Source organism: Mycobacterium interjectum, from assembly GCF_900078675.2.
GTDB lineage: Bacteria > Actinomycetota > Actinomycetes > Mycobacteriales > Mycobacteriaceae > Mycobacterium > Mycobacterium interjectum.
Genome location: NZ_LT546237.1, coordinates 4,354,756 through 4,374,763 on the forward strand (window position 1 = coordinate 4,354,756; position 20,008 = coordinate 4,374,763).

General features: G+C 68.8%; 19 protein-coding genes and 1 pseudogene. 11 read left to right on the forward strand and 9 right to left on the reverse strand.

Translation table 11 applies throughout. The annotated features are described in order from the left end of the window. The 5 genes from BN4348_RS55605 to BN4348_RS55625 form a co-directional block, all read left to right on the forward strand. Nucleotides 1-303, forward strand: a 303-nt coding sequence (locus BN4348_RS55605; RefSeq protein ID WP_211145783.1) for a CoA transferase, incomplete at its 5' end; no start/stop codon positions are given. A 1-nt stretch (nt 304) separates the two neighbouring features. Next, entirely contained in the window at nt 305-634 is a 330-nt protein-coding gene (locus BN4348_RS55610; protein ID WP_066917205.1) for a hypothetical protein, read from the forward strand. Next, the gene (locus tag BN4348_RS55615; protein ID WP_066917206.1) at nt 624-1,790 is read left to right on the forward strand and encodes a thiolase family protein; all 1,167 of its coding nucleotides are present in this window, start codon (nt 624-626) and stop codon (nt 1,788-1,790) included. The genes BN4348_RS55610 and BN4348_RS55615 overlap by 11 nt, the downstream gene beginning before the upstream one ends. Continuing rightward, complete coding sequence (locus BN4348_RS55620) at nt 1,787-2,209, forward strand: Zn-ribbon domain-containing OB-fold protein (RefSeq protein WP_066917207.1); 423 nt, start codon at nt 1,787-1,789, stop codon at nt 2,207-2,209. Before BN4348_RS55615 ends, BN4348_RS55620 begins: the two co-directional genes overlap by 4 nt. After that, the gene (locus BN4348_RS55625; protein ID WP_066917208.1) at nt 2,206-2,859 is read left to right on the forward strand and encodes a PadR family transcriptional regulator; all 654 of its coding nucleotides are present in this window, start codon (nt 2,206-2,208) and stop codon (nt 2,857-2,859) included. The genes BN4348_RS55620 and BN4348_RS55625 overlap by 4 nt, the downstream gene beginning before the upstream one ends. On the opposite strand, the gene fadD1 is transcribed toward BN4348_RS55625, so the two are convergent. From fadD1 to BN4348_RS55640, 3 genes are all read right to left on the reverse strand, one after another. Then, entirely contained in the window at nt 2,856-4,496 is a 1,641-nt protein-coding gene (gene fadD1 / locus BN4348_RS55630) for a fatty-acid--CoA ligase FadD1 (protein WP_066917209.1), read from the reverse strand. The genes BN4348_RS55625 and fadD1 overlap by 4 nt on opposite strands. Before the next feature lie 312 nt (nt 4,497-4,808). Next, nucleotides 4,809-5,570, reverse strand: coding sequence for an SDR family NAD(P)-dependent oxidoreductase (locus BN4348_RS55635; protein WP_066917210.1), 762 nt, complete (start codon nt 5,568-5,570; stop codon nt 4,809-4,811). 36 nt (nt 5,571-5,606) lie between these two features. Next, the gene (locus BN4348_RS55640; RefSeq protein ID WP_066917211.1) at nt 5,607-6,437 is read right to left on the reverse strand and encodes an alpha/beta fold hydrolase; all 831 of its coding nucleotides are present in this window, start codon (nt 6,435-6,437) and stop codon (nt 5,607-5,609) included. Nucleotides 6,438-6,504: 67 nt separating this feature from the next. Between BN4348_RS55640 and BN4348_RS55645 the strand changes: the two genes are divergently transcribed. After that, entirely contained in the window at nt 6,505-7,110 is a 606-nt protein-coding gene (locus BN4348_RS55645; protein WP_084454631.1) for a TetR/AcrR family transcriptional regulator, read from the forward strand. 1,832 nt (nt 7,111-8,942) lie between these two features. Here BN4348_RS55645 and BN4348_RS61930 read toward each other — a convergent pair. Beyond that, nucleotides 8,943-9,374, reverse strand: a pseudogene (locus BN4348_RS61930) (ATP-binding protein); the annotation flags it as partial. An 88-nt stretch (nt 9,375-9,462) separates the two neighbouring features. Continuing rightward, nucleotides 9,463-10,404 (reverse strand): alpha/beta hydrolase family esterase, encoded by a 942-nt coding sequence (locus tag BN4348_RS55655; protein WP_066917213.1) that lies wholly within the window; start codon nt 10,402-10,404, stop codon nt 9,463-9,465. 75 nt (nt 10,405-10,479) lie between these two features. Between BN4348_RS55655 and BN4348_RS55660 the strand changes: the two genes are divergently transcribed. Further along, nucleotides 10,480-10,938, forward strand: a complete 459-nt coding sequence (locus BN4348_RS55660) for a MarR family winged helix-turn-helix transcriptional regulator (protein ID WP_066917214.1) — start codon at nt 10,480-10,482, stop codon at nt 10,936-10,938. A gap of 76 nt (nt 10,939-11,014) precedes the next feature. Then, nucleotides 11,015-11,284: a DUF4242 domain-containing protein gene (locus BN4348_RS55665; RefSeq protein ID WP_066917215.1), complete on the forward strand. Its 270-nt coding sequence runs from the start codon at nt 11,015-11,017 to the stop codon at nt 11,282-11,284. 6 nt (nt 11,285-11,290) lie between these two features. On the opposite strand, the gene BN4348_RS62590 is transcribed toward BN4348_RS55665, so the two are convergent. Beyond that, nucleotides 11,291-14,191: a helix-turn-helix transcriptional regulator gene (locus BN4348_RS62590; RefSeq protein WP_066917216.1), complete on the reverse strand. Its 2,901-nt coding sequence runs from the start codon at nt 14,189-14,191 to the stop codon at nt 11,291-11,293. 156 nt (nt 14,192-14,347) lie between these two features. Here BN4348_RS62590 and BN4348_RS55675 point away from each other — a divergent pair, with 156 nt between their 5' ends. Both BN4348_RS55675 and BN4348_RS55680 read left to right on the forward strand, forming a co-directional pair. Continuing rightward, complete coding sequence (locus BN4348_RS55675; protein ID WP_066917217.1) at nt 14,348-15,739, forward strand: FAD-binding oxidoreductase; 1,392 nt, start codon at nt 14,348-14,350, stop codon at nt 15,737-15,739. 37 nt (nt 15,740-15,776) lie between these two features. Then, complete coding sequence (locus tag BN4348_RS55680; RefSeq protein ID WP_066917218.1) at nt 15,777-16,037, forward strand: ribosomal protein L7/L12; 261 nt, start codon at nt 15,777-15,779, stop codon at nt 16,035-16,037. 11 nt (nt 16,038-16,048) lie between these two features. Here the strand turns inward: BN4348_RS55680 and BN4348_RS55685 are convergent, their stop codons facing one another. Beyond that, a complete protein-coding gene (locus tag BN4348_RS55685) occupies nt 16,049-16,861 on the reverse strand; it encodes a PaaX family transcriptional regulator C-terminal domain-containing protein (RefSeq protein WP_066917219.1) in 813 nt (270 codons plus the stop codon). 61 nt (nt 16,862-16,922) lie between these two features. Here BN4348_RS55685 and BN4348_RS55690 point away from each other — a divergent pair, with 61 nt between their 5' ends. Then, on the forward strand, nt 16,923-18,095 hold the full coding sequence (locus BN4348_RS55690; RefSeq protein ID WP_211145784.1) for an aromatic ring-hydroxylating oxygenase subunit alpha: 1,173 nt from the start codon (nt 16,923-16,925) through the stop codon (nt 18,093-18,095). 2 nt (nt 18,096-18,097) lie between these two features. On the opposite strand, the gene BN4348_RS55695 is transcribed toward BN4348_RS55690, so the two are convergent. Continuing rightward, on the reverse strand, nt 18,098-18,865 hold the full coding sequence (locus BN4348_RS55695) for an HD domain-containing protein (RefSeq protein ID WP_066917221.1): 768 nt from the start codon (nt 18,863-18,865) through the stop codon (nt 18,098-18,100). Between the two features lie 2 nt (nt 18,866-18,867). After that, nucleotides 18,868-19,680, reverse strand: coding sequence for a polysaccharide deacetylase family protein (locus tag BN4348_RS55700; protein WP_066917222.1), 813 nt, complete (start codon nt 19,678-19,680; stop codon nt 18,868-18,870). Nucleotides 19,681-20,008: the final 328 nt, after the last annotated feature.

Sequence of the window (20,008 nt, forward strand, 5' to 3'; positions counted from 1 at the left end):
GCGCTGCGCGGTGCCGGGGTGGCCGCCGCGCGTGTCACCGCGCCGGCGGCCCTGCTGAGCGACCCGCAGCTGCTCGCTCGCGGCTTCTGGGAAACCGTCGACCACCCGGTCGCCGGCACGTTCCTGTGCACGGGCATGCCCTTCGCGTTCGCCGGCAAGCCGCGGCGCTGGCTTCGGCGGGTGCCGCCGTTGTATGGCCAGCACACCGACGAAGTGCTGAGGGGCATTCTCGGGCGCAGCCAAGAGGATCTGCTCGAATTGCGCGCCGCGGGGGCCACCAGCGCGCGACCGGCGGGACTGTGACATGCCGGTGACGCTGTGCGTGCCGCCGCGCGCCGGCGAGCTGTGCGCACCGGTCCGGTTCCTGGTGCGCCAGGAGTCCGTGGTGATGGAGCTGACCGCCCGGCACCGGATCACCGGTGTCGAATGGGACGCGAGCGAACGCGCCGTGGCCATGCTCGTCGAGATCACCGACCCGCAAACCGCCCGGCCCATCGACGTGCGAATCGACGTGGTCGAGGCGGGCGCGTCGTCCGGGCAGGCGCGGGCCACGAAGATCGGAACCATCACGCGCGACGGGCGAGAATTCGACGTCGTCGGCACCTACCTGGGAGTTGTCGCGGATGAAAACTAGCCGCACCAAGCCGACCGCCGCGATCGTCGGCGTGCACAACACCCGGCAGGGCCGTCGGCTGGATGACGAAACCTCACGGGGCCTGGCGCTCAAGGCCATTCGCGGCGCACTGGACGACGCCGGCCTGAGACTCGACGACGTCGACGGCATCAGCGCGAGCCCCCATTCGACGTCGTTGATCTACGACCTGCGTCTCGGCCCGGCGTGGCAGGGCCTGGCCTTCGGGGTCGGCATGATCACCGAAGCGGTGACCGCGATCGAGCACGGCATGGCCGACGTCGTCGTCCTCGTCGCCGCGCAGGCGGGCGAATACCGCGACCACGAGGCCACGGCGCCGTGGACCAGGCCCGAGAACGAATTCGTCGCGCCCTGGGGGATGTTCACCACCGCCGAGTTCGCGCTCATCGCCCGGCGCCACATGCACGTCTACGGCACAACGCGCGAACAACTGTCCACCGTCGCGGCGACGATCCGCAACAACGGATCGCGAAACCCCGAAGCCGTTTACTACCAACGGGGTCCGTTCACGCCGGAGGACATCACCGCTTCCCGGCCCATCGCCGACCCGTTTCACCTCCTCGACTGCGCCACGACGTCCGAGGGTGGGTGCGCGTTGGTGGTCGCGAACGTGGACAAAATGGATGTCGCCGGCCGGCCGATCTACGTGTTGGGCAGCGGCGCGGACTTTCACGGCCCGTCGTATCAGCACCCGCCCGCGTGGGACCTCACCGGTCGGCGCGGCGATCACGTGAACGGCGTGGTCGGCAGGCACGCGGCCGAGCGCGCGTTCAGCCACGCCGGGCTGCGGCGGGAAGACGTCGACGTGTTGGAGCTCTACGATCCGTTCTCCTTCGAAATCATCCGCCAGTTGGAGGCCTTCGGCTTCTGCGCCGACGGCGAGGGCGGACCGTTCGTCGCCGACGGCCACATCGCCATCGACGGCAGCCATCCGGTGACCACCGACGGAGGAACCATGTCCTTCAGCCACGCGGGCTCCAACCCGCAGATGATGCAGCGGGCCATCCGCGCCGTCCAGCAGCTGCGCGGTCAGGCGGGCGACCTCCAGGTGCCCGGCGCGCATATCGCGTTGTGCAGCAACGGGGGAGCCGGAGCCCTGTTCACCACGGTGCTGATCCTGGGGGACGAACCGCGATGACCACCGACGCGTTGCGGCCCCAGAGCGGCCCCGTGCCGCATGCCGCCAGCCATCTCAGCCTTCCGTTCTGGCAGGGCTGCCAAGCCGGGGAGTTGCGCTACCAACACTGCGAGGCTTGCGGTGCGGCGAATTTCCCGCCGAGCGAGCATTGCCGCCAATGCCTTTCGGCCGATTTGCGGTGGGAGCGCGGCGGCGGCCTCGGCGAGATCTACAGCTGGACCGTGGTGCACCGCCCGGTCACCGCGGAGTTCGAACCGCCGTACGCGCCGGCGATCGTCACGCTGGACGAGGGCTACCAAATGCTGACCAACATCGTCGGCATGGCCCCGGCCGATCTGGCGATCGGGCTGCGGGTGCGGGTGCAATTCCACGCCGTCGGCACCGACCTGACCCTGCCGTACTTCACCGGGCTGCAATGAGCCCCGCGCGCACCAGCAACGGCCTGCCGGTGACCGCCTACCTGGTCCTCGGCGTGCTGGCGGCCAACGACGAACAACTCACCGCCGGCGAGGTCAAGATGCGCGCCGAACTGTCGGTGGGGCACTTCTATTGGTCACCGTCGGTGAGTCACGTTCGGCGCGAACTGAACAGGCTGCTGGCGCGGGGGATGGTCAGCGAGACCGGGGCCCAATCGGGCAAGCGGGCGATCACGCTGTACGAGACCACCGACGCCGGCCGGGACGCGCTGCGCCGGTGGGTCCAGCATTTTCCGGGTCAGGACCAGGTGGTCATCAAACACCCCGTCATCCTGCGGACCTGGCTCGCCCGCGGCGAGGATCCGGAGCGCGTGATCGATACGCTGGACCGGCATCTCGAATCAACCCGGGCCCGCCTGGACGAGGCCCTGTGGTCGCGGCAGCGCTCCCGCGAACTCGGCATCATCGATGATCCGGACCAACGCTTCCCGTTCGCGGTGCTCGACTACGCCATCCGCGGCCTCTACGCCGAGATCTCCAACATCTCCCAGCTGCGCGACGAGATCGCCGGCGGGACAAGCCGAGATCCCGTCAAACGGGTGCGACGGGCGAAGGGGCAGATCCGCCGCCGCGCACGCCGGGATCCGGGCTAGGCCGATGGTGGCGACCCGCAGCGCGCGGCTACGCCGCGCTTGCGATCGCCACTGGACGCCGCGCGCCGGTACCCGGTGCCGCGCGCTTCGCGCTCCCACAGGGCTTCGCCCTCGCCCACGGCCGTTCCCTGGGCGATCAGCTGGCGCTTGAGCACCTTGTGGGTGGCGGTGCTGGGCAGGTCGGCCGCGATGCGGACGTAGCGCGGCCAGGCCTTCGGGGACAGGTCGGGCTGCGCCCCGAGGAACGCTTCGAGCGCATCGGGCTGCAGCTCGGCACCGTCGTTGAGGACGATCGCGGCCATCACCTGGTCGCCGACCCGCTCATCGGGGACGGCGTACACCGCGACGCGATTGATGGCGCTGTGCCGCAACAGGATCCGCTCGATGGGCGCCGCTGCCAGGTTCTCGCCGTCGACGCGCATCCAGTCGGCGGTGCGGCCGGCCAGGTAGATCCAGCCCTCGGCGTCTCGGTAGGCGAGGTCGCCGGACCAGTACATGCCGTGGCGCATGCGTTCGGCGTTGGCTTCGGGATCGTTGTAGTAGCCGGTGAAAAAACCCGATCCGGTCGTGTTGACCAACTCGCCGATCGCGTCGTCGGCATTGGCCAGCGCGCCCGTGGCATCGAAGCGTGCGACGGCGCATTCGGTGACGGTTTCGCTGTTGTACACCGCGACCCCGTCGGCCCCCCGACCGATCGAACCCTTCGGCGTGCCGGGTTCGCGGATCACGATGACCGCGTTCTCCGTCGAGCCGAACCCGTCCTCGACCTGAACCCCAAATCGGCGTGCGAACTCCTCAATGTCCTTGTCGTTGGCCTCGTTACCGAATGCCACCCGCAGGGGGTTGTCGGCATCGTCCTGCCGCTCCTCGGTCGCGAGAATGTAGGCGAGGGGCTTGCCGACGTAGTTCATGTAGGTGGCGCCGTAGCGGCGGATGTCGTCGAGGAAGTTGCTCGCCGAGAATTTCGCCGGCACGATCGCGGCGCCGGAGACCACCGCAGGCGCCCATCCCGCCACGACGGCGTTGGAGTGAAACAGCGGCATGGACACGTAGCAGGTGTCCTGTTCGGACAGCGCGAAGCGCTGGACCAGGTTGATACCGGCGAACGTCGCCATCAGGTGGGATACCTGGACCGCCTTGGGATTTCCGCTGGTTCCCGAGGTGAAGATCATCATGAACGCGTCCATCGCGGTGACCTCGCGATGGGGAACCAGTTCGCCCGCGCCGCCGATGAATTCGCCCCATTGCGGCGCGGAGGCGTCGAGGATCTGCGTTCCCTCGAGGTCCAGACCGTCCAGCAGCGGCCGATGTTCGGCGTCGGTCACCAGGAATTGGCAGTGCGCCCGCCGGACGTCCGCGGCCAGTGCCTCGCCGCGCCGCGTGATGTTCAGCCCGCACAGCACATAGCCGCCGAGCCCGGCCGCCGCCATCTGGGCCAGCATCTCGGGCGTGTTGCCCAGCAGGGCACCGACGTGCAGCGGCCGTTGCGGGTCGGCGGCGTCGATGAAGGCCGCGGCGCGCGCGGTCGATTCCGCCAGGTATCGACTCCAAGTCCATTGCAGATTGTCGTGTTTGACGGCGACGGCCGGATCGGACAGGCGCTTGCGCAGCAGCGCCTGAATCGTGTCGTCAGCCATCGGATCGGTCCACCTTCGGTTACGAGACGAGACGGTCCGTCTTATGATAGCGGGTGGCTCCGATCGCGGTTATGCCGGACTGCAGGCGTGACAACACCTTGTGTTGTAGAAGTTTTCATGCCCATTTCGCCGGGGATTCCCTACCGCAGACCGTGTACATAACCGGTCTGTTCGCCTCGAAGGGCCATTATTGCCCCATGCTGTTTGAGCTGCACAGGTCGCTGGTCGTGCTACGGAATCGTGCGCGCGAATTTCGCCGCGAATTCTCACAATCCCGATCGGTCCGGTTCTCCGGCCGACGCGGCGGAGTGCCTAGCCGCCGACCATCATCAGGCCGCCGTCGACGGCGAGCAGTTGCCCGGTGATGAAGCCCGAACCGGTTCCGGCCAGAAAAACCAGCATCGGCCCGAGGTCGCGCGCGGGCTCTCCGAGTTTCCCGCCGATCGGGATCATCAGCTGCATCTGCTGGTCGATGAGGGCGCTCGCGTCGGGACCGAGAAAATCCCGGAAACGGTCGGAGCCCGGCGTCTGCACCGCCGGCGCCAAAGCGTTGACGGTGACGTTGTCGGCGCCCCACGCTTTCGCGGCCGATCGTGTCCAGGCCTGCACCGCGCCCTTCGTCGCGGCGTAGACCGCCGAGATGGCGCTGCCTTGAACGGCTTCGGACGATCCGAAGTTGATGATCCTGCCGCCCTTGGGATCTTGGCCCTTCATCACCGCGTAGGCGGCCTGATTGGTCAGGATGGTCGCCTTGACGTTGGTGTCCAGCAAGAACGAGATGTCGTCGACGCCGATGTAGCCCGGGATTCCGGCCTGCCACAGCCCCGCGGCGTTCACCAGGACGTCGAGCCCGCCGAGTTGGTCCGCGGCCTGCTGCACCATCGCGGAAACGGCGTCGGCGTCGCGTGCGTCGCACTGCAGCCAGGTGGCCGCCAGCCCGTCCGGCGGCGGGGTCTGGTGATAGGTGCCGACGACCTCGGCCCCCGCGTCGGTGAGGACTCCGATGGCGGCCGCGCCGATGCCGGTCGCCCCGCCGGTCACCAGAATCCGCCTGCCTTGCAGCACGTTTTGCATCCCGCGAGCGTAGCGCCCGCCGAGCGCCGGCCCGCGCTAGGTGCGCACGGCAATCGACGACAGCAGGTCGGCGAGCCGTTGCGGCTGGTCCACCATCGAGAACGTGCGCGCCCCCTCGATGACCTCGAGGCGGGCGGTCGGGATGGTCGCGGCCAGCCGCTCGCCGTCGCCGAGCTCGAAGAACACGTCGTCGGCCGACCAGGCGACCAGAGTGGGTATCTCGATCTCGGGCAGCCGGGCGGCCACGCGGGTGGTCACCTCGGTGCGCAGTGACAGGGTGAACTGGCGCAGGTCCTCGGCGACGGCCGGATCGGACAGCCCCGGGCGCACCCACTCTTCGGTGAGTGCATCGATGTTGCGGTGCGCCAGGCCGTCGAACGCGCGCTTGCGTGCGGCCGGCGCGCGCATGGCCTGCGCCACCGCCTTGAACATCGCCTTGGACTTGGCCGCCAGGATCACCGGCTTGAGGATCGGCGGCGGAAAGTGTTCGAACGCATCGCAACTCGTGAGCACCAGCGCGCCGAGCCGCTCGGGACGATGTACCGCGATGAGTTGCGTGACGACCCCGCCGGTGTCGTTGCCGACCAGCACCACGTCCCGCAGGTCAAGCGCGGCCAGCACGTCGGCGACGATGCCGGCCACGCCGGTGATGGTGCGATCGGCGCCGGGTCGCAGGGGCTGCGGGTGGGCCCCCAGCGGCCAGGTGGGGGCGATGCAGCGCAGGCCCAGCCGCCCGAGGCGTTCGCCGACCTGGCGCCAGAGCTGGCCGCCCATCATGTACCCGTGCACGAAGACGACGGGCCTGCCGTCCTCGGGTCCGGTTGCTTCGTAATGAATGGTTCCGGCATTAATGTCGATCGTCGACATAGCTAGCTCCCACCTTCGAGATATACTTACAAACAGGCTGTCTGTGCGTAAGTTACCAACAGGCTGTATGGAAATCAAGAGACGAACCCAGGAGGAGCGCTCCGCGGCGACCCGCGACGCGCTGATCTCGGCTGCCCGCAAACTGTGGGGCGAGCGCGGGTACGCCGAGGTCGGGACGCCGGAGATCGCCACCACCGCGGGTGTTACCCGCGGCGCGATGTATCACCAATTCGCCGACAAAGCGGCGCTTTTCGCAGAGGTGGTCGAGGCCGTCGAGCAGGACGTGATGGCCCGGATGGCGGCGCTGGTCGCCGAATCGGGGGCGACGACGCCCGCGGACGCGATCCGGGCCGCCGTCGATGCCTGGCTCGACGTCTCCGCCGACCCGGAGGTACGCCAGCTCATCTTGCTGGATGCGCCCAGCGTGCTCGGCTGGCCCGCGTTCCGCGACGTCGCCCAGCGCTACAGCCTGGGCATGACCGAACAACTGCTCAACGAGGCCGTCAAGGCCGGCCAGCTCCCCGAGCAACCGATGCGACCGTTGGCGCACATACTGATCGGCGCGCTCGACGAGGCGGCCATGGTCATCGCCACCGCCGAGGATCCGAAGCGCGCCCGGCGCGAGACCGGGGAGGTGCTGCACCGGCTCATCGACGCCATGCTGAGCGGATAGCGTTCTACGCGTTGACGATCAGCGATGGTCGGGGCCGCCGCAGGGNCCCGCCAGTCGCCGCTGAGCTCCAATTGGAAGGGAGTGATCGGCTCGCCGCCGGCGGTGGGCTCCGGCGGACCACCGGGAAGTCGGGCCCACCGGCGGAGCTGCCAGATCAGCCAGGGATTCCAGTCGCCCATCTTGATCAGCGCGCCGCGCGCAACGTTTCGGGCGGTGTCGTCGTCGCCGGCCAGCCACGCGGCCTCGGCGCGCGCGGCCCAGACGGGGAAGAACCGCTGCTGGTCCGACTCCGAACTGGCTTCGATGTCGTCAAGCAGCGAGGCGACCGGTTGTCCACCCCGGCGGGCATGGATCAAGGCCAGGGTGAGGCGCGGCGCAATCAGATTCACCAATGTCAGCCCGGGACGGCTGAGCAGATCCTCGGCGCGCGCGCGGGCACGATCCCACTCGCCGCGATGCAGGCCCACCAACAGGTCGGCGCCGCCGGCAATACCCTCGAAGAGGTAAATCCCGTGGTCGCGGCAGTACGCGACGGTGTCGGCGGTGTAGCGAACCGCGCGATCGGGGTCGTAGTGCATCGCTGCGATGAAGCCGGTCACCGCCCCGAAGAAGGCGGCGGTCTCGCCGCGGGCATCGGCGGCCATCGCTTGCTGGCAGACCGCTTCCAGTTCGTCCCATCCCGTGTCGGTGCGCACCACGTTGGCCAGCGCCGTATAGCCACGCGCGCGGGCCACCACCGCAGCATCACCGAGTTCGGTGCCCACCGAGATCGCTCGAGCCGCGTAGTCGGCGCACGCCGGATCGAAGTTCCACAGGCCCTGCTCGGCCATGTTCACCAAGGACCACGCCAGTTGCGGGCACGCTTGCTTCTCGCAGGCATCTTGCAGCAGCCGCAGGGAGGCCCGTCCCGCCTCGCCGGATTCGCTGACGCGGCCCAACCCCCACAACCCGTGCGAGAGCCAGCGCAAGTCGTCGCCCTCGCCCAGGCAGTCGCCTATCGCGCGGCGCAGCGAAATCGCCTGACGCCAGGACGAAACCGCGGCTTCGCCCCGCCCGGACAGGTAGCACGCCACGGCGTGTTGCTCGAGCCAGAGCACCCGCCGCTCGGCGGGTTCGCTGTCGGCTCGGTGTAGCGCCAGCTCATACAAGTCGGCGGCCTGCCGATGGGCTCCCAGTGCCGCGGCCCGTTGCGCACCGGCCACCCCATAGCGGATCACGGCGTTGCCGTCACCGACTCGGTCGGCATGAAATGCCAATGCCGCGAACGTGTTCGGGTCGATCGGCGGTTCGGCCAGAGCGGCCAGCGCACGAGTGTGCAAGGCCGTCCGCTCGTGGTTCGAGACCTGGTCGAGCGTCGCGAGCCGGGCGAGTTCGTGCCGAAATCCGATCACGTCCCACTCGGTCAGCAACACCCCGGCGTCGAGGCATTCGGCCAGCCCCGCGCCTGCCGCGGGGCAGACCTTATGCAGCAGTTGCGCGTGTACCCGCGGGCCGCAGATCGCCACAGCGTGGGCGGTCTCGCGAGCGGCCGCCGACAGCCGTCCGAGGCGACCGCAGACGGCCTCGGTAATGCTGCGCGGCAACGCATTGCGTTGCAGCGCTCGGGGACCGGCCGCCAGGACTTCGGTGGCGTAAAACGGGTTACCGCCGGTGAGTTGGTACAACTGGTCCGCATTCACGCCGCTGCCGGCGGCCAGGACGGCGACGGCGTCCCGGCTGAGTGGTTCCAACGCGACGCGGCTGACCGCGGCGCAGGTCGCAATATCCCCGAGCGCGACCGAAAGCGGGTGCTGTCGGTCGAGCTGGTCGTCGCGATAGGAGACCACGAGCAGCAGCGGCAGCGAGTCGATCCGCCGGGCCAGGAAACGCAGGAGATCGAGGGTCGCCCCGTCGGCCCAGTGGGCATCCTCGATCACCCAGACCCAGCGGTGTCCGTCGCGCAGCACCGACAGCAGCCGCCGGTACAGCGCGCCGGTGTCGCCCGATTCGATGGCCTCGTCCAGCGCCGCTGCGGCCGCGGGACCCACCCCTGCCAGTGCGTCCAGCAGCGGCCCCAACGGCCGCGGTGCGGCCAGGGGGTCACACCACCCGCGCAGCACCCGCAACTCGGCATCGAGTCCGGCGGTGAACCGGGCGATCGCCGCGGTCTTGCCCACCCCGGCTTCTCCGCGCAGCAACACCGCCTGGCCCCTGCCCCGCCGCGCGGCGCGCGTCAGCGCGGCCAGCTTGGCGAGGACGGCCTCGCGCTCCAGCAAGCGCTCCACCAGAAAAGTAAACCCGCCGAGGGTGGAGTTGTTGCGTGAAAACGCGCCGATCGCGTAAACAACTCGACGCTCGAGGCGCCGGCAATTCTCAGCGGTGGCTCTGGGTGAAGAACTGCCAGATGGTGTCGGTGGCGTTGAGCGCCGTGGACGGCTCGGGGATCCCTGCGAGCTCGGCAAGCGGGCTGGGTTGGCCTCCCGGCCATTGATGGCCGGCGCCCGCCACCGAGATCAGCTCCACCGTGCGTCCGTCGGGGCACCCGGCCGTCTGGGTCGTCACGCTTCCGGTGGTGGTCGAGGTCGGTGGTCCGCAGGCGTCGATGGAGCGCCAGGTGGCGTTGACCGACTCCACCGAGGGGCCGTCGACGCGCGGATTTCCGTTGATGGCGAAGGCTTTTCCTGGCCCTCCGTTGTAGGGGACCCGGTCGTCGGCGGTGCCGTGAATCTGCAGCACCGACGTCGGTCGGGCCTGCGAGCAGTCGGTCAGCAGGGTTCCCGCGACGGGGGCGATCCCGGCAAAGGTGTCGGTCTGGCATCCGAGCCGGAGCGCCATCATGGCCCCGTTCGACATGCCGGTGGCATACACGCGCGCGCGATCGATCGGGATCTCCTGCTCGATGGCTCCCACCATCGCGGTGATGAATCCGACGTCGTCGACGTTGTCGCGCTGCGGTTGCCCGCAACAGGTCCCGGCGTTCCAGGCGCGATTGAGGCCGTCGGGGTAGGCGACCAGGAAGTGTCCGTTGTCCGCCTCGGCGTCCCAGTTGTAGGACCGCTCGGCCTGCGCCCCGTTGCCGAAGCCGCCGTGCAGCATCACCACCAGCGGTGCCGCGTCGGGCAATCCCTGCGGCCGGTACAGGTGGAATGTCCTGCCGACCCCGCCCGAGTCGATGGTCTGGGTGGACTGTCCGATCGGAATCGATTGGGAACCAGGCGATCCCAACGCGTGCCCGCCGCCGACACAGCCGCCGAGCACCACGGTCAACACCGAGACGAGACAAACGCCGAACACCCGAGCGCGTAGCGACCGCATGAAGCCATCGTCGCATCGACGCCGAGTTTTGACAAGTACCTTGTCAAACTCGCCCGGAGTGGCACACTGATCTGCATGCGACGCGTTGCCGATGCCGAGTGGAAGCCCACCGTCCCGGCGCTGGTGAATCTGGTGGCCGCCTCGGGGGCGCCCCATTTGCGAGCGGCCTTCGCCGCGGCCGGGCTCGACGGGATCCGCCCGGCTCAAGCCGTTGCGCTGGTGCCGCTGGCGGCCGGCGGCCTGCACGCATCCGATCTGGCCGACCGGCTGAAGGTGAGCCGCCAGGCGGTGGCCCAGGGGATAGCCAGCTTGGAGCGGCACGGGTATGTGACGCGGGTGACCGATCCCGGCGACGCCCGGGCCCGCATCATCGAGCTGACGCCGCGCGGTCGGCAGGCGCTGCGCGTGATGCGTTCGAATGCAGTCGCTTTGGAGAAGCGTTGGGCGGAGGTTCTCGGGCCCCGGCGGTTGGGGGAACTGCGGGAGACCTTGCAGATGTTGTTGTCCCGCGAGGCGGACGCGGCGGGCGACTGACCCCGGCCCCAAATTTGCTGGTGTTGAGTGTCACGCGGGGCGTAGGTTCGACCCAAGACAACGACAGGAGTCCGTCGTGCCCATCTTCATGGTCGAGCGCAACTTTGCCGAGGAATTGGAACCCGGCTTCGAGACCGCCGACGGCATCAACCGGATCAACGACCACGAGGGCGTTCGCTGGATGTACTCGTTCCTGTCGGCGGACAAGCGGAAGACGTACTGCCTGTACGAGGCGCCGTCGCCGGAGGCCATCCGAACCGCGGCCGCGCGGGCCGGCCTGCCCGCCGATGTCATCGTCGAGGTGCGTGATCGCATGATGCCCGACGGGGCGTTGTCCGATATTTGAGGCCGCTCACCCGAGCAGCTCGTGGTCGGCGGCATACATCGCCGCCTGGGTGCGGTTCGCGGCGCCGGTTTTGATCAGGATGTTGCGCACATGGTTGGCGGCCGTGTTGGTGCTGATGTAGAGGCGCTCGCCGATCGCCCGATTGCTCAACCCCTCGGCGAGCAGCCGCAGCACTTCGACCTCCCGGTCGGTCAGGCCGCCCGGCCCCACGGTCAGCAGCGAATCCACCAACGCGATGACCCGGCGTGGGCCGATCTGCGCGGCGAGAACGCGCGCGCCGTCGGCCAGGCGCCGCGCCTCCTCGGTCGCGCCGCGCCACGCCTTGAACAACGCGTACCGGCCCAGCGTCTCGCTGATGTGAACCACCGAACCCATCCGGCGGTCCATCTCGAGGGCGGCGCTGAAATGCCGCTCGGCCGCGGCGTTGTCGTCGTCGAGGGCCGCCATCCGGGCGAGATAGCGGTCGGCGCTGCCGAATAGCGCGACGAACTGGCCGGCGACCAGGTTCTTGCCGGCATAACGGGACACGTAGGGGCGCAGCGCGTGCAGCGCTTCGCGGTTACCCAGCTCCAACGCCGCCTCGACCATGAACACCAGCTCCATCGGCCACTGCGCCTCGTTGGTGCGGTCGCCGAGTTTGCGGTTGATCAGATGATTGAGGGCGCGGGTCATGCCGGCTTCGCAGCCGAGCTCGGTGTACAACGCGAGCAGGCCGGGCACCCAGCGTCCGGCGAACGTCTCACTGCCATCGATGAATTCGGCGAATTGCTTCAGGTCTCCAGTTTCGCGTTGGATCATGAACATCTGGACCCCGTTGGAGCCCATGGTGTCTTCCGCGTCGAACAAATCACCGGTGCGCAGGGCGATGTCGGCCCACCGTTGGGCCCCGGTGAAGTCGCCGCGCAGATAGGCGAGCGCCTGCTCGACGCATGCGCCGACGAATCCGAAGACCGGTTGCCCGATGGCTTCGCCCGCTCGCCGCATGTCCGCGGTTGACGCGGCCAGGTCCTCGGGGCTGCCGGCCAGGTAGCTGACCATGGCGCGAAAGTGCGAGGACGCCCCCAGCACCTCGTAGTTACGGCGCTCCAACGCCATGCGGGACACCTCGGCCGAACGCTCCGCCTGGATCTCGCACAATTCCGGGGTGAGCCCGTGCCACAGGCTGGCCTTCAGGTTGTGCATCAGCACCGCAGGATCGCCGGCGGCCCGCGCTCGGTCGATGGCGTTGCTGCCGATCTCGCGCGCACGCTCCGCCTCGCCGGCGAAGGCCAGCGCTCGCCCAAAACTGCCGAGTGCCTGGATGTATCGCAGGTCGTCGGTGGTCAACCCGCACGATTCCAACGCCGCCGCCAGCAGGTCGCCCGCCGTCGAGTCCGATTGTCCGCGACGCCAGTTCGCTTCCTCGTATCCGACGGCCGCCCCCAGTCGGATCAACGGGTCGTCCATTGCGCTGAGCCGTTCGTAGATCGCCCGCGAGCGGGCGAAGTCGCCGGCGCGTACGTGATTCGCGGCCGCGTCGAGGTCCAGCCGCGCCCGATCCGCGCGGCTCAGCTCGGGCAGCGACGCGGCCCGCTCGAACCAACGGGCAGCATCCTCGTAGGCCAGGCTCTGTTCGGCCATCCGGGCCGCCTGGTGCGCGTACCGCAACGCCTGCTCGTGGTAGCCCAGCACGTGCGCCCGCAGGTAGTGGTTCGCCAGGCGGGGAACAACCGAGGGGTCCGCGCGGCCCTCCAGCGCCTCGGCGGCCCGCGCGTGCATGATCCGCAGCCGCGACGCCGCCATCCCGCCGACCACCGACTCGCGGGTGAGCGCGTGCACGAACGAGAACTCGCCGTCGGAGTTGCGAACCGGCCGGATCAGCCCGACGGCCTCGGCCGAATCGACCGCCGCCAGCGTCGCGGACAGATCGGAATCGCTGGCGGCGATCAGCGCGGGCAGATCGAACGTTTCGCCCAGCACCGCCGCCTGCTCGATGACGCCCCGGACGCCGGCCCCCAGTCCGGCAAGGCGGCGGGCAATGGCGTCCCCGATCGAAGCCGGCACGGTCTGCTGCGCGCTCAACGTGGCCAGGCCCCCGCGCTCCTCCAAATCGTTGACCAGTTCGGTCAGGAAAAACGGATTGCCGCCCGTCTTGTCGCGCAGCAAGGCCGCCGCCGTGCGCGCCGAGGCGGGGGTCAACTGCTGAGTTCGGCTGACGAACTCGGCGATCGCCTCGGTGTCCAGCCCGGCGAGATCTAGGCGCCGGACGCCGTCGAACCGGTGCAGTTCGGCCAGCCGGGTCGTCAGCTCGTCGGAACGGTCCGGTTCGGTCGTGCGGAACGTCGACACCACCAGCAGGCGGACGTCGGCGCAGCCGATCAGGACGCGTTCGAGCATCGCCAGGGTGGGCAGCTGCGCCCAGTGCAGGTCGTCGAGAATCAGCGCGATCGGGCGGTCGGCGGCCAGGCGGCGCAGGAAGCCGGTCATCGCGTCGAAGAGCGCCTGCCGCGGGGACCCGACCTCCATCGCCGGCTCGGCATCGGGCAGATGCCGGTCCACCTGGGTTGACATTCGCCGCAGCTGCGGTCCCGCATCGGCGAGCAGGTCCGCCATCGAACCCGGTGGGACGGCCGTCAGCAGGCGATCCAGCGCCTCGGCGAACGGTGCGTACGGGACGTCGTCGTCGGCGGTCGAGCGGCCGACCAACACCGCAACGTCGTGCCGGGCCAGCGTTCCGGCCACCTCGGCGGCCAGGCGCGTCTTACCGGCCCCGGGTTCACCGCCGATGAACACCGCCTGGCGGTCGCCGCCCTCGACGCGCTCCCAGGCCCGTTCGAAGGCGGCAAGTTCCGCGTCGCGACCCACCAGCGGGCCGCGACGGCGTGCCACCAGCTCCGCCGGAAGCGGCGGCGGCACCCACTGCGCCATGCAAACAACGTAACGGCGCCGATGTCGGTCGGTCGATAGTCAGATGTGACTATCGTGGAGTGCCTCGGAAATGCTCCGTTGTGGTCATGACGCACGGCCCTCTCCCCTCGTAGCGTCGCGGCATCACGACCTGCGAGCAAACAAGGAGATGCGGCCATGAGCCTGACCACCGCAACCGACCAACTACGCGGCCGATTCGGCGCAGGGGCCATCCTCCCCGACGACCCCGGCTACGACGAGGCCCGGGCGCTGCACAACGCCATGATCGACAAGCGGCCGGCGGTGATCGTGCGTTGCGCGTCCGCCGCCGATGTCGCGGGCGCCCTCGAGTTCGCCCGCGCGTCGCGCCTCGAGGTCGCCGTCCGCGGCGGCGGCCACAATGGCCCCGGTTTCGGTTGCGTCGAGGGCGGTCTCGTCGTCGACCTCTCGCCGATGAACCGCGTCGACGTGGACGCCGACCAGCGCATCGTCCGCGTGCAGGGCGGGGCCACGTGGGCGCACGTGGACGGCGCGACCCATGCGCACGGTCTGGCGACGCCGTCCGGCATCATCTCCAGCACCGGCGTCGGCGGGCTGACCCTGGGTGGCGGCCACGGCTACCTGACCCGCAAGTACGGGCTGACCATCGACAACCTGCTGCAGGCCGAGGTCGTGCTGGCCGACGGTCGCCTGGTGACCGCGTCCGAAACGGAGCACCCCGACCTGTTCTGGGCGCTGCGTGGGGGCGGCGGAAACTTCGGCGTGGTCACCGCGTTCACGTTTCGGCTGCATCCGGTGCACACGGTGATCTGCGGCCCGACGGCCTGGCCGTCGTCGGCCACCGCCGACGTCCTCAGGTGGTACCGGGACTTCCTGCCCGCGCAGGACGAGGACCTCTACGGTTTCTTCGCGAGCATGACCGTCCCGCCGGCGCCGCCGTTCCCCGAGGCGTTCCACCTGCAGAAGGCGTGCGCCGTGGTCTGGTGCTACACCGGCGATCCCGCCCGGGCCGACGAGGCGTTCGCGCCGGTCCGCCAGATGCAGCCGGCCTTCGAGGGCCTCGTCGCGGCCCCGTATCCGGCGCTGCAGTCCACCTTCGATGTCTTATATCCCAAAGGGCTGCAATGGTATTGGCGCGGCGACTTCATCCGCTCCGTGCCCGACGCCGCGGTGGACGCCCATGCCCGCTTCACCGAGGAACTGCCCACGATGCACTCCGCGATGCACCTCTACCCGATCGACGGCGCGGTCCGTCGGGTCGGTCAGACCGACACCGCGTGGGCCTATCGGGACGTGAACTTCTCCCAGGTCATCGCCGGCGTCGATCCGGACCCGGCCAATGCGGCGGTGTTGAAGCGGTGGACGGCGGACTACTGGAACGCCATCCACCCGCACTCGGCCGGCGGTGCCTACGTCAACTTCATGATGGACGAAGGGCAAGACCGGGTCCGCGCGACGTACGGCCCGAATTACCAGCGGCTCAGCGAGATCAAGGCGCAATACGACCCGGGCAACGTGTTCCACATCAACCAGAACATCGCGCCGGCGGGATCTTCCGACGCCGCGTAGGGATTCCGGTGGCCCGCTTTTCGCGCATAATCATTGCGTGATAGAAGACGCCCACCTCTACCGGCGGATCGCACTGCTCGAACATCAGGTGCGCCTGCTGTCCGATCGGCTCGGGGTCCCGTGCCCGACCTTCGGTAGCGACGTCGGCGCGACAGCATCGGGCGTACTCGAGGGCGGTGTGCCGTCGGAAGTCGTCGCGCTGGCCCGCGCCGGGAACGCCATCGCCGCCATCAAGCTGTTCCGCGAGCTGACCGGAGCCGGCCTGCGGGAGGCCAAAGAGGTTGTCGATTCGCTGTAAAGCGATCGGCGCTAAGGGCGCCGGAAAGCGCCGTTCATCCGACGTTTGAAGGCCCGATCGAAGCGGCGGTAAGTGCCGCGCAGTCTCTGCGCCGGCCAATTCTCGCCGGTGAGCTCGGCGGGCAGCAGCGGGTCGAGCTGCAGATGCCGGACCACGGCGATCGAGAGCGCGAACTCGTAGGTGAAGCTTTCGGTGGAATCATCGCGCTTGCCCGTGTCGAGCGCGGCGTTCATGGCGTCGACGAGCAACTTGGCACCTTCCGCCCACTCGTCCAGGGAAAAAAGCGATCGCACTTTGTCGGCGCCGATGTCGGTGGCGGCGCCGTGAAAGTGGATGCACTGCCGGTCGACCACCGCCCGAAGCGTCGGAAATCGTTGCGGGTCAAGGTTGTCCGGTCTAATCCACACACCTTCGCGGAGCTCGGCCAGGTGTAGCGCCGTCGCGGCCTTCCTCAACTCCAGGCGATCGGCCGCCGATCGGCGCTCCCGCGCGACGATGGCCAGTTCCCATGTCCTGTCCCACCGGCGCGCGGCGACAGCGTCGATTCGGGACGCCTCGTCGACGCGCTCTCGGCGTTCCGACAATCGCCCCGCGAGCGCGTAACTGCCGCCATCCGCGGCCAATTCGCCGTTGGACACCATCCGCCACAGACACGTGCGGGCCGCGCCGGCGCTGATGCCGAACAGTGAGGCCACCGCGACCAGTTCCGCCACCGTCAGGCGCCCCCGGTCGGATCCGAGCAAGGCCGACGCCAGCACCGAGCGCGCGCTGAGGGACCGGCTGTCGATCAGGCCGCTCACTCGCGACTGGGGCAGGGCGGGCACGGAACGCAACGATATCACCAAATCATTGACACGTGATAGCTGTAGTGTGATACTGATCCGCATGAGCTTGCCGACGAAGTCGGTGCTCGCCGACGATGTGCAGATCGTCCGGCGCGTCCTCGCCCACATCGACGCCAGCACCACCGACGAGGGTGCGGGCTGGCGTGAGCCCGTCGAAAACTATTTGAGTGCAAGCCGATTCGCCGACGAACTCCGGCTGCTTCGGGCGATGCCGAGTGTCTTCGTGCCCTCGGCGACGATTCCCGCACCGGGGGACCACGTCGAGCGGGTCGCCTTCGGCGTGCCGCTGTTCGCGGTGCGCGGACACGACCAACGGGCGCGGGTGTTCCGCAACGCCTGCCGGCATCGCGGTTTCGCCCTGGTCGAGAAGCCCGGCTGTTCGCACGCTTTGGTGTGCCGCTACCACGGCTGGACGTATCGCCTGGACGGTTCGCTCGCGCACGTCCCGCACGCCGAGGCATTTCCCGACCTGGACGCGGCGGCCCGGGGCCTGGTCGAGGTCCCCAGCCGCGAGGTGGACGGGTTGATCGTAATCGATCCGCTCGACCCGTCGGGCCTTGACGACGACGATTCGATGGCGGCGCTGACCGATGGGAGCCCATGGCGCGACAAATTGCTGCCGGCGCAGCGGCTCGTGTATACGGATTCGACGGTGCGGGCGATGAACTGGAAGGTGCTCGTCGAACAGTTCCTGGAGGGCTATCACCTCCGCTCAACGCATCGGGACACCTTCTTCCCGGTGCAATACGATGACCTCAACGTCGTCGAAATGTTCGGGCCGAACAGCCGGCTCACGTTCCCGTACCGCAATATCGAACGGCTCCGCGACCGTCCAGAATCGAGCTGGAACATCGACGCTCGGGTCACCTACGTCTACCAGTTGTTCCCCAACGTCATGGTGGCGACTTTCCCCGGCGTGGTCTCCGTGGTGGCGATCGATCCGGTGGACGTGTGTCACACCACGGTGAGCACCTACTCGATGGTGAAACCCGAAGTCGCCGCGCGAGCTTCGTCCGACCCTTCCGCGAAACTGGTGGGCACAGGCAGCTTCATCGAACGGGGCCTCGTGGAGGACAACGAGATGTCGGCGGGCGTGCAACGCGGATTGCACTCCGGTGCAAACGAATTCGTGGAGTTCGGTCGGCACGAGAGCGCGATCGGGCATTTCCATGCCACCCTTGACGAGCGGCTGGCTCGATTGGCTACCGCCTGATTTCACGAATCGAACGGCGCCATCCGCACGGCCCACGGCAATCCACACCGAACCAGGAGCCCGAAGCGCCCCCGCGGCACCGCGGCCGCCTCCGCGCGCGCCATGCCGATCAGCTCCCGTTTGAAATCGCCTCGTGGGTAACGACGCAACACCTCTTCGGCGTTACGGGGAGCGATGTCCCACCTGCGCAGGCCGGCACCGTCGACCATCGCCCCCCACTGCAGGTAGCAGCCGATGACGCCGTCGGTATCGACCGCGACCCCCGGCGTCGTATGAACGCAGATGCCGTCCGCGAGCAAATTCGCACGTTCATCGTCGAGTCCGGCGGCGCGGGCGCACGAAAGCATGCGTTCGACGCTCCCGAGAGTGAAATCACGGTTCGCAGTCGGGTTGACGATGCCATAGTCGTGCAGGAGTGATCCGCAGTAGAAGAGTTCGTCGTCCATCGTGTGCCCGTCGACGGTCGCAAGCGCACGGCCGAATAACCACGTGCGATAGGAGTGGCCCTCGAGGGTTGGCGGCAACTCCGCGCACGCCGCTTCGGCCTCGCGAGCGAACCTCGAATCGGGCACCCGGAACTCGTCCAGATCAACCTGCTCGGCCGCGGCCGGAAGCCGGCCCAATGCGAGCTTGGCCCTGCCCACGGCGTTTTCCCACTGGCCCACCGCAATTGCGATGAAGAGCCGGCGGCGCTCGGCGCGCGACAGCCGTCCGCCGGTTCGACGGACCCAGGTGTGACCGCCGAGCCGCTGCGGATCGGGCGCGCCCATCGCTATGGCGTTTTGAGGAAGATGTCGTTGAGGGTGACGGTGCGCAGGTTTCGGTCGCGGATGATCTCGACGAGTTCCGGGTAGACGTGCGTGACCGGCAGGTGATTGAGGTGGCCGATGACGATGGACTGCGGGGTGAAGTACTGATCGGCCATCTTCACGATGTAGTCCTCGTGGATCAGGGTGGAATCCGACAGCGAGCCCGACCACAGGGTGGGGACGGTGTAGCCGAGGTCGGCGGCCACCGCGTCGACGGCGGCGTTGCGTTTCGCGTACGGCGGTCGCCAGTACGGTTTCGCTCCGATGCCGTAGGTCTTCTTCAGGAAATCGTCGTTGCGGGAGATCTGCTGGGCGATCTGGTCTTTGGGCAGGGTGGTCAGATCCGGATGCGACCAGGTGTGGTTGCCCAGCTGGATCTGCCCGGAGTCGACCAGCGGCCGCAGCATCTGCTGGTTTTCGGTCCAGGACTCGTAGACCCCGTTGACGAAGAACGTCAGGCGCACGCCGGTGTCTTTGGCGAACTGCGTGTAGGCCCGCACCACCTCGCTGTTGACGCCGTCGTCCACGGTCAGCGCCAGCAAGTCGCCCTCGCCGGGAATCTTGGTCAGCGCGCCGCCACCGGGCAGCGGGATGCGCGCGCTGAGCGGAGGGGGCGGTAGCAGCGCCGCCGGCGCGGTCGGACCCGAGGTTGCTGCCATGTTTGCCGGGGGCGCCTGCGCGAAGGTCCTCGGTTGCGGGTCGACCACCAGACGAGCAGCTCCCACGCCGGCAACGGTGGCCGCGGCCAGCGCCCCGAGGAAACGGCGCCGGTTCAGCTCCGGCGCGCCGAGGCCCCGGTCCGAGGACCCGCGGAAGGCGGTGATGGCGAAGGCGCGGTTCCGTGCGGGTCTTTTGCGGTGCGATGTCGGCACGCGCGACCCGGCACCCCGGATGCCCTCGCTGCCAAACTCCGCCGCCACAGCAGCGAACGGTACCAGTGGCCGTGCGACCATGTCGGGTTCGTTACAGGAGGGTCAGCTGTGAATTCAGCCTCGAAAAGGTAACGATCTTGCGTAGCTGCGATCAATGGGGAGCCCCGCCGCCACGCTGCGGCAACGGGACGGGCTCGACGCCCGGGGTGCCCAGCGTCCCCGCCAGCCACGG

What these genes read in the sequence shown, in the direction of transcription:
- BN4348_RS55610 (WP_066917205.1), top strand. Translation starts at nt 305, where the DNA reads ATGCCGGTGACGCTGTGCGTGCCGCCGCGCGCCGGCGAGCTGTGCGCA.
- BN4348_RS55615 (WP_066917206.1), top strand. Translation starts at nt 624, where the DNA reads ATGAAAACTAGCCGCACCAAGCCGACCGCCGCGATCGTCGGCGTGCAC.
- BN4348_RS55620 (WP_066917207.1), top strand. Translation starts at nt 1,787, where the DNA reads ATGACCACCGACGCGTTGCGGCCCCAGAGCGGCCCCGTGCCGCATGCC.
- BN4348_RS55625 (WP_066917208.1), top strand. Translation starts at nt 2,206, where the DNA reads ATGAGCCCCGCGCGCACCAGCAACGGCCTGCCGGTGACCGCCTACCTG.
- fadD1 (WP_066917209.1), bottom strand. Translation starts at nt 4,496, where the DNA reads ATGGCTGACGACACGATTCAGGCGCTGCTGCGCAAGCGCCTGTCCGAT.
- BN4348_RS55635 (WP_066917210.1), bottom strand. Translation starts at nt 5,570, where the DNA reads ATGCAAAACGTGCTGCAAGGCAGGCGGATTCTGGTGACCGGCGGGGCG.
- BN4348_RS55640 (WP_066917211.1), bottom strand. Translation starts at nt 6,437, where the DNA reads ATGTCGACGATCGACATTAATGCCGGAACCATTCATTACGAAGCAACC.
- BN4348_RS55645 (WP_084454631.1), top strand. Translation starts at nt 6,505, where the DNA reads ATGGAAATCAAGAGACGAACCCAGGAGGAGCGCTCCGCGGCGACCCGC.
- BN4348_RS55655 (WP_066917213.1), bottom strand. Translation starts at nt 10,404, where the DNA reads ATGCGGTCGCTACGCGCTCGGGTGTTCGGCGTTTGTCTCGTCTCGGTG.
- BN4348_RS55660 (WP_066917214.1), top strand. Translation starts at nt 10,480, where the DNA reads ATGCGACGCGTTGCCGATGCCGAGTGGAAGCCCACCGTCCCGGCGCTG.
- BN4348_RS62590 (WP_066917216.1), bottom strand. Translation starts at nt 14,191, where the DNA reads ATGGCGCAGTGGGTGCCGCCGCCGCTTCCGGCGGAGCTGGTGGCACGC.
- BN4348_RS55675 (WP_066917217.1), top strand. Translation starts at nt 14,348, where the DNA reads ATGAGCCTGACCACCGCAACCGACCAACTACGCGGCCGATTCGGCGCA.
- BN4348_RS55690 (WP_211145784.1), top strand. Translation starts at nt 16,923, where the DNA reads ATGAGCTTGCCGACGAAGTCGGTGCTCGCCGACGATGTGCAGATCGTC.
- BN4348_RS55695 (WP_066917221.1), bottom strand. Translation starts at nt 18,865, where the DNA reads ATGGGCGCGCCCGATCCGCAGCGGCTCGGCGGTCACACCTGGGTCCGT.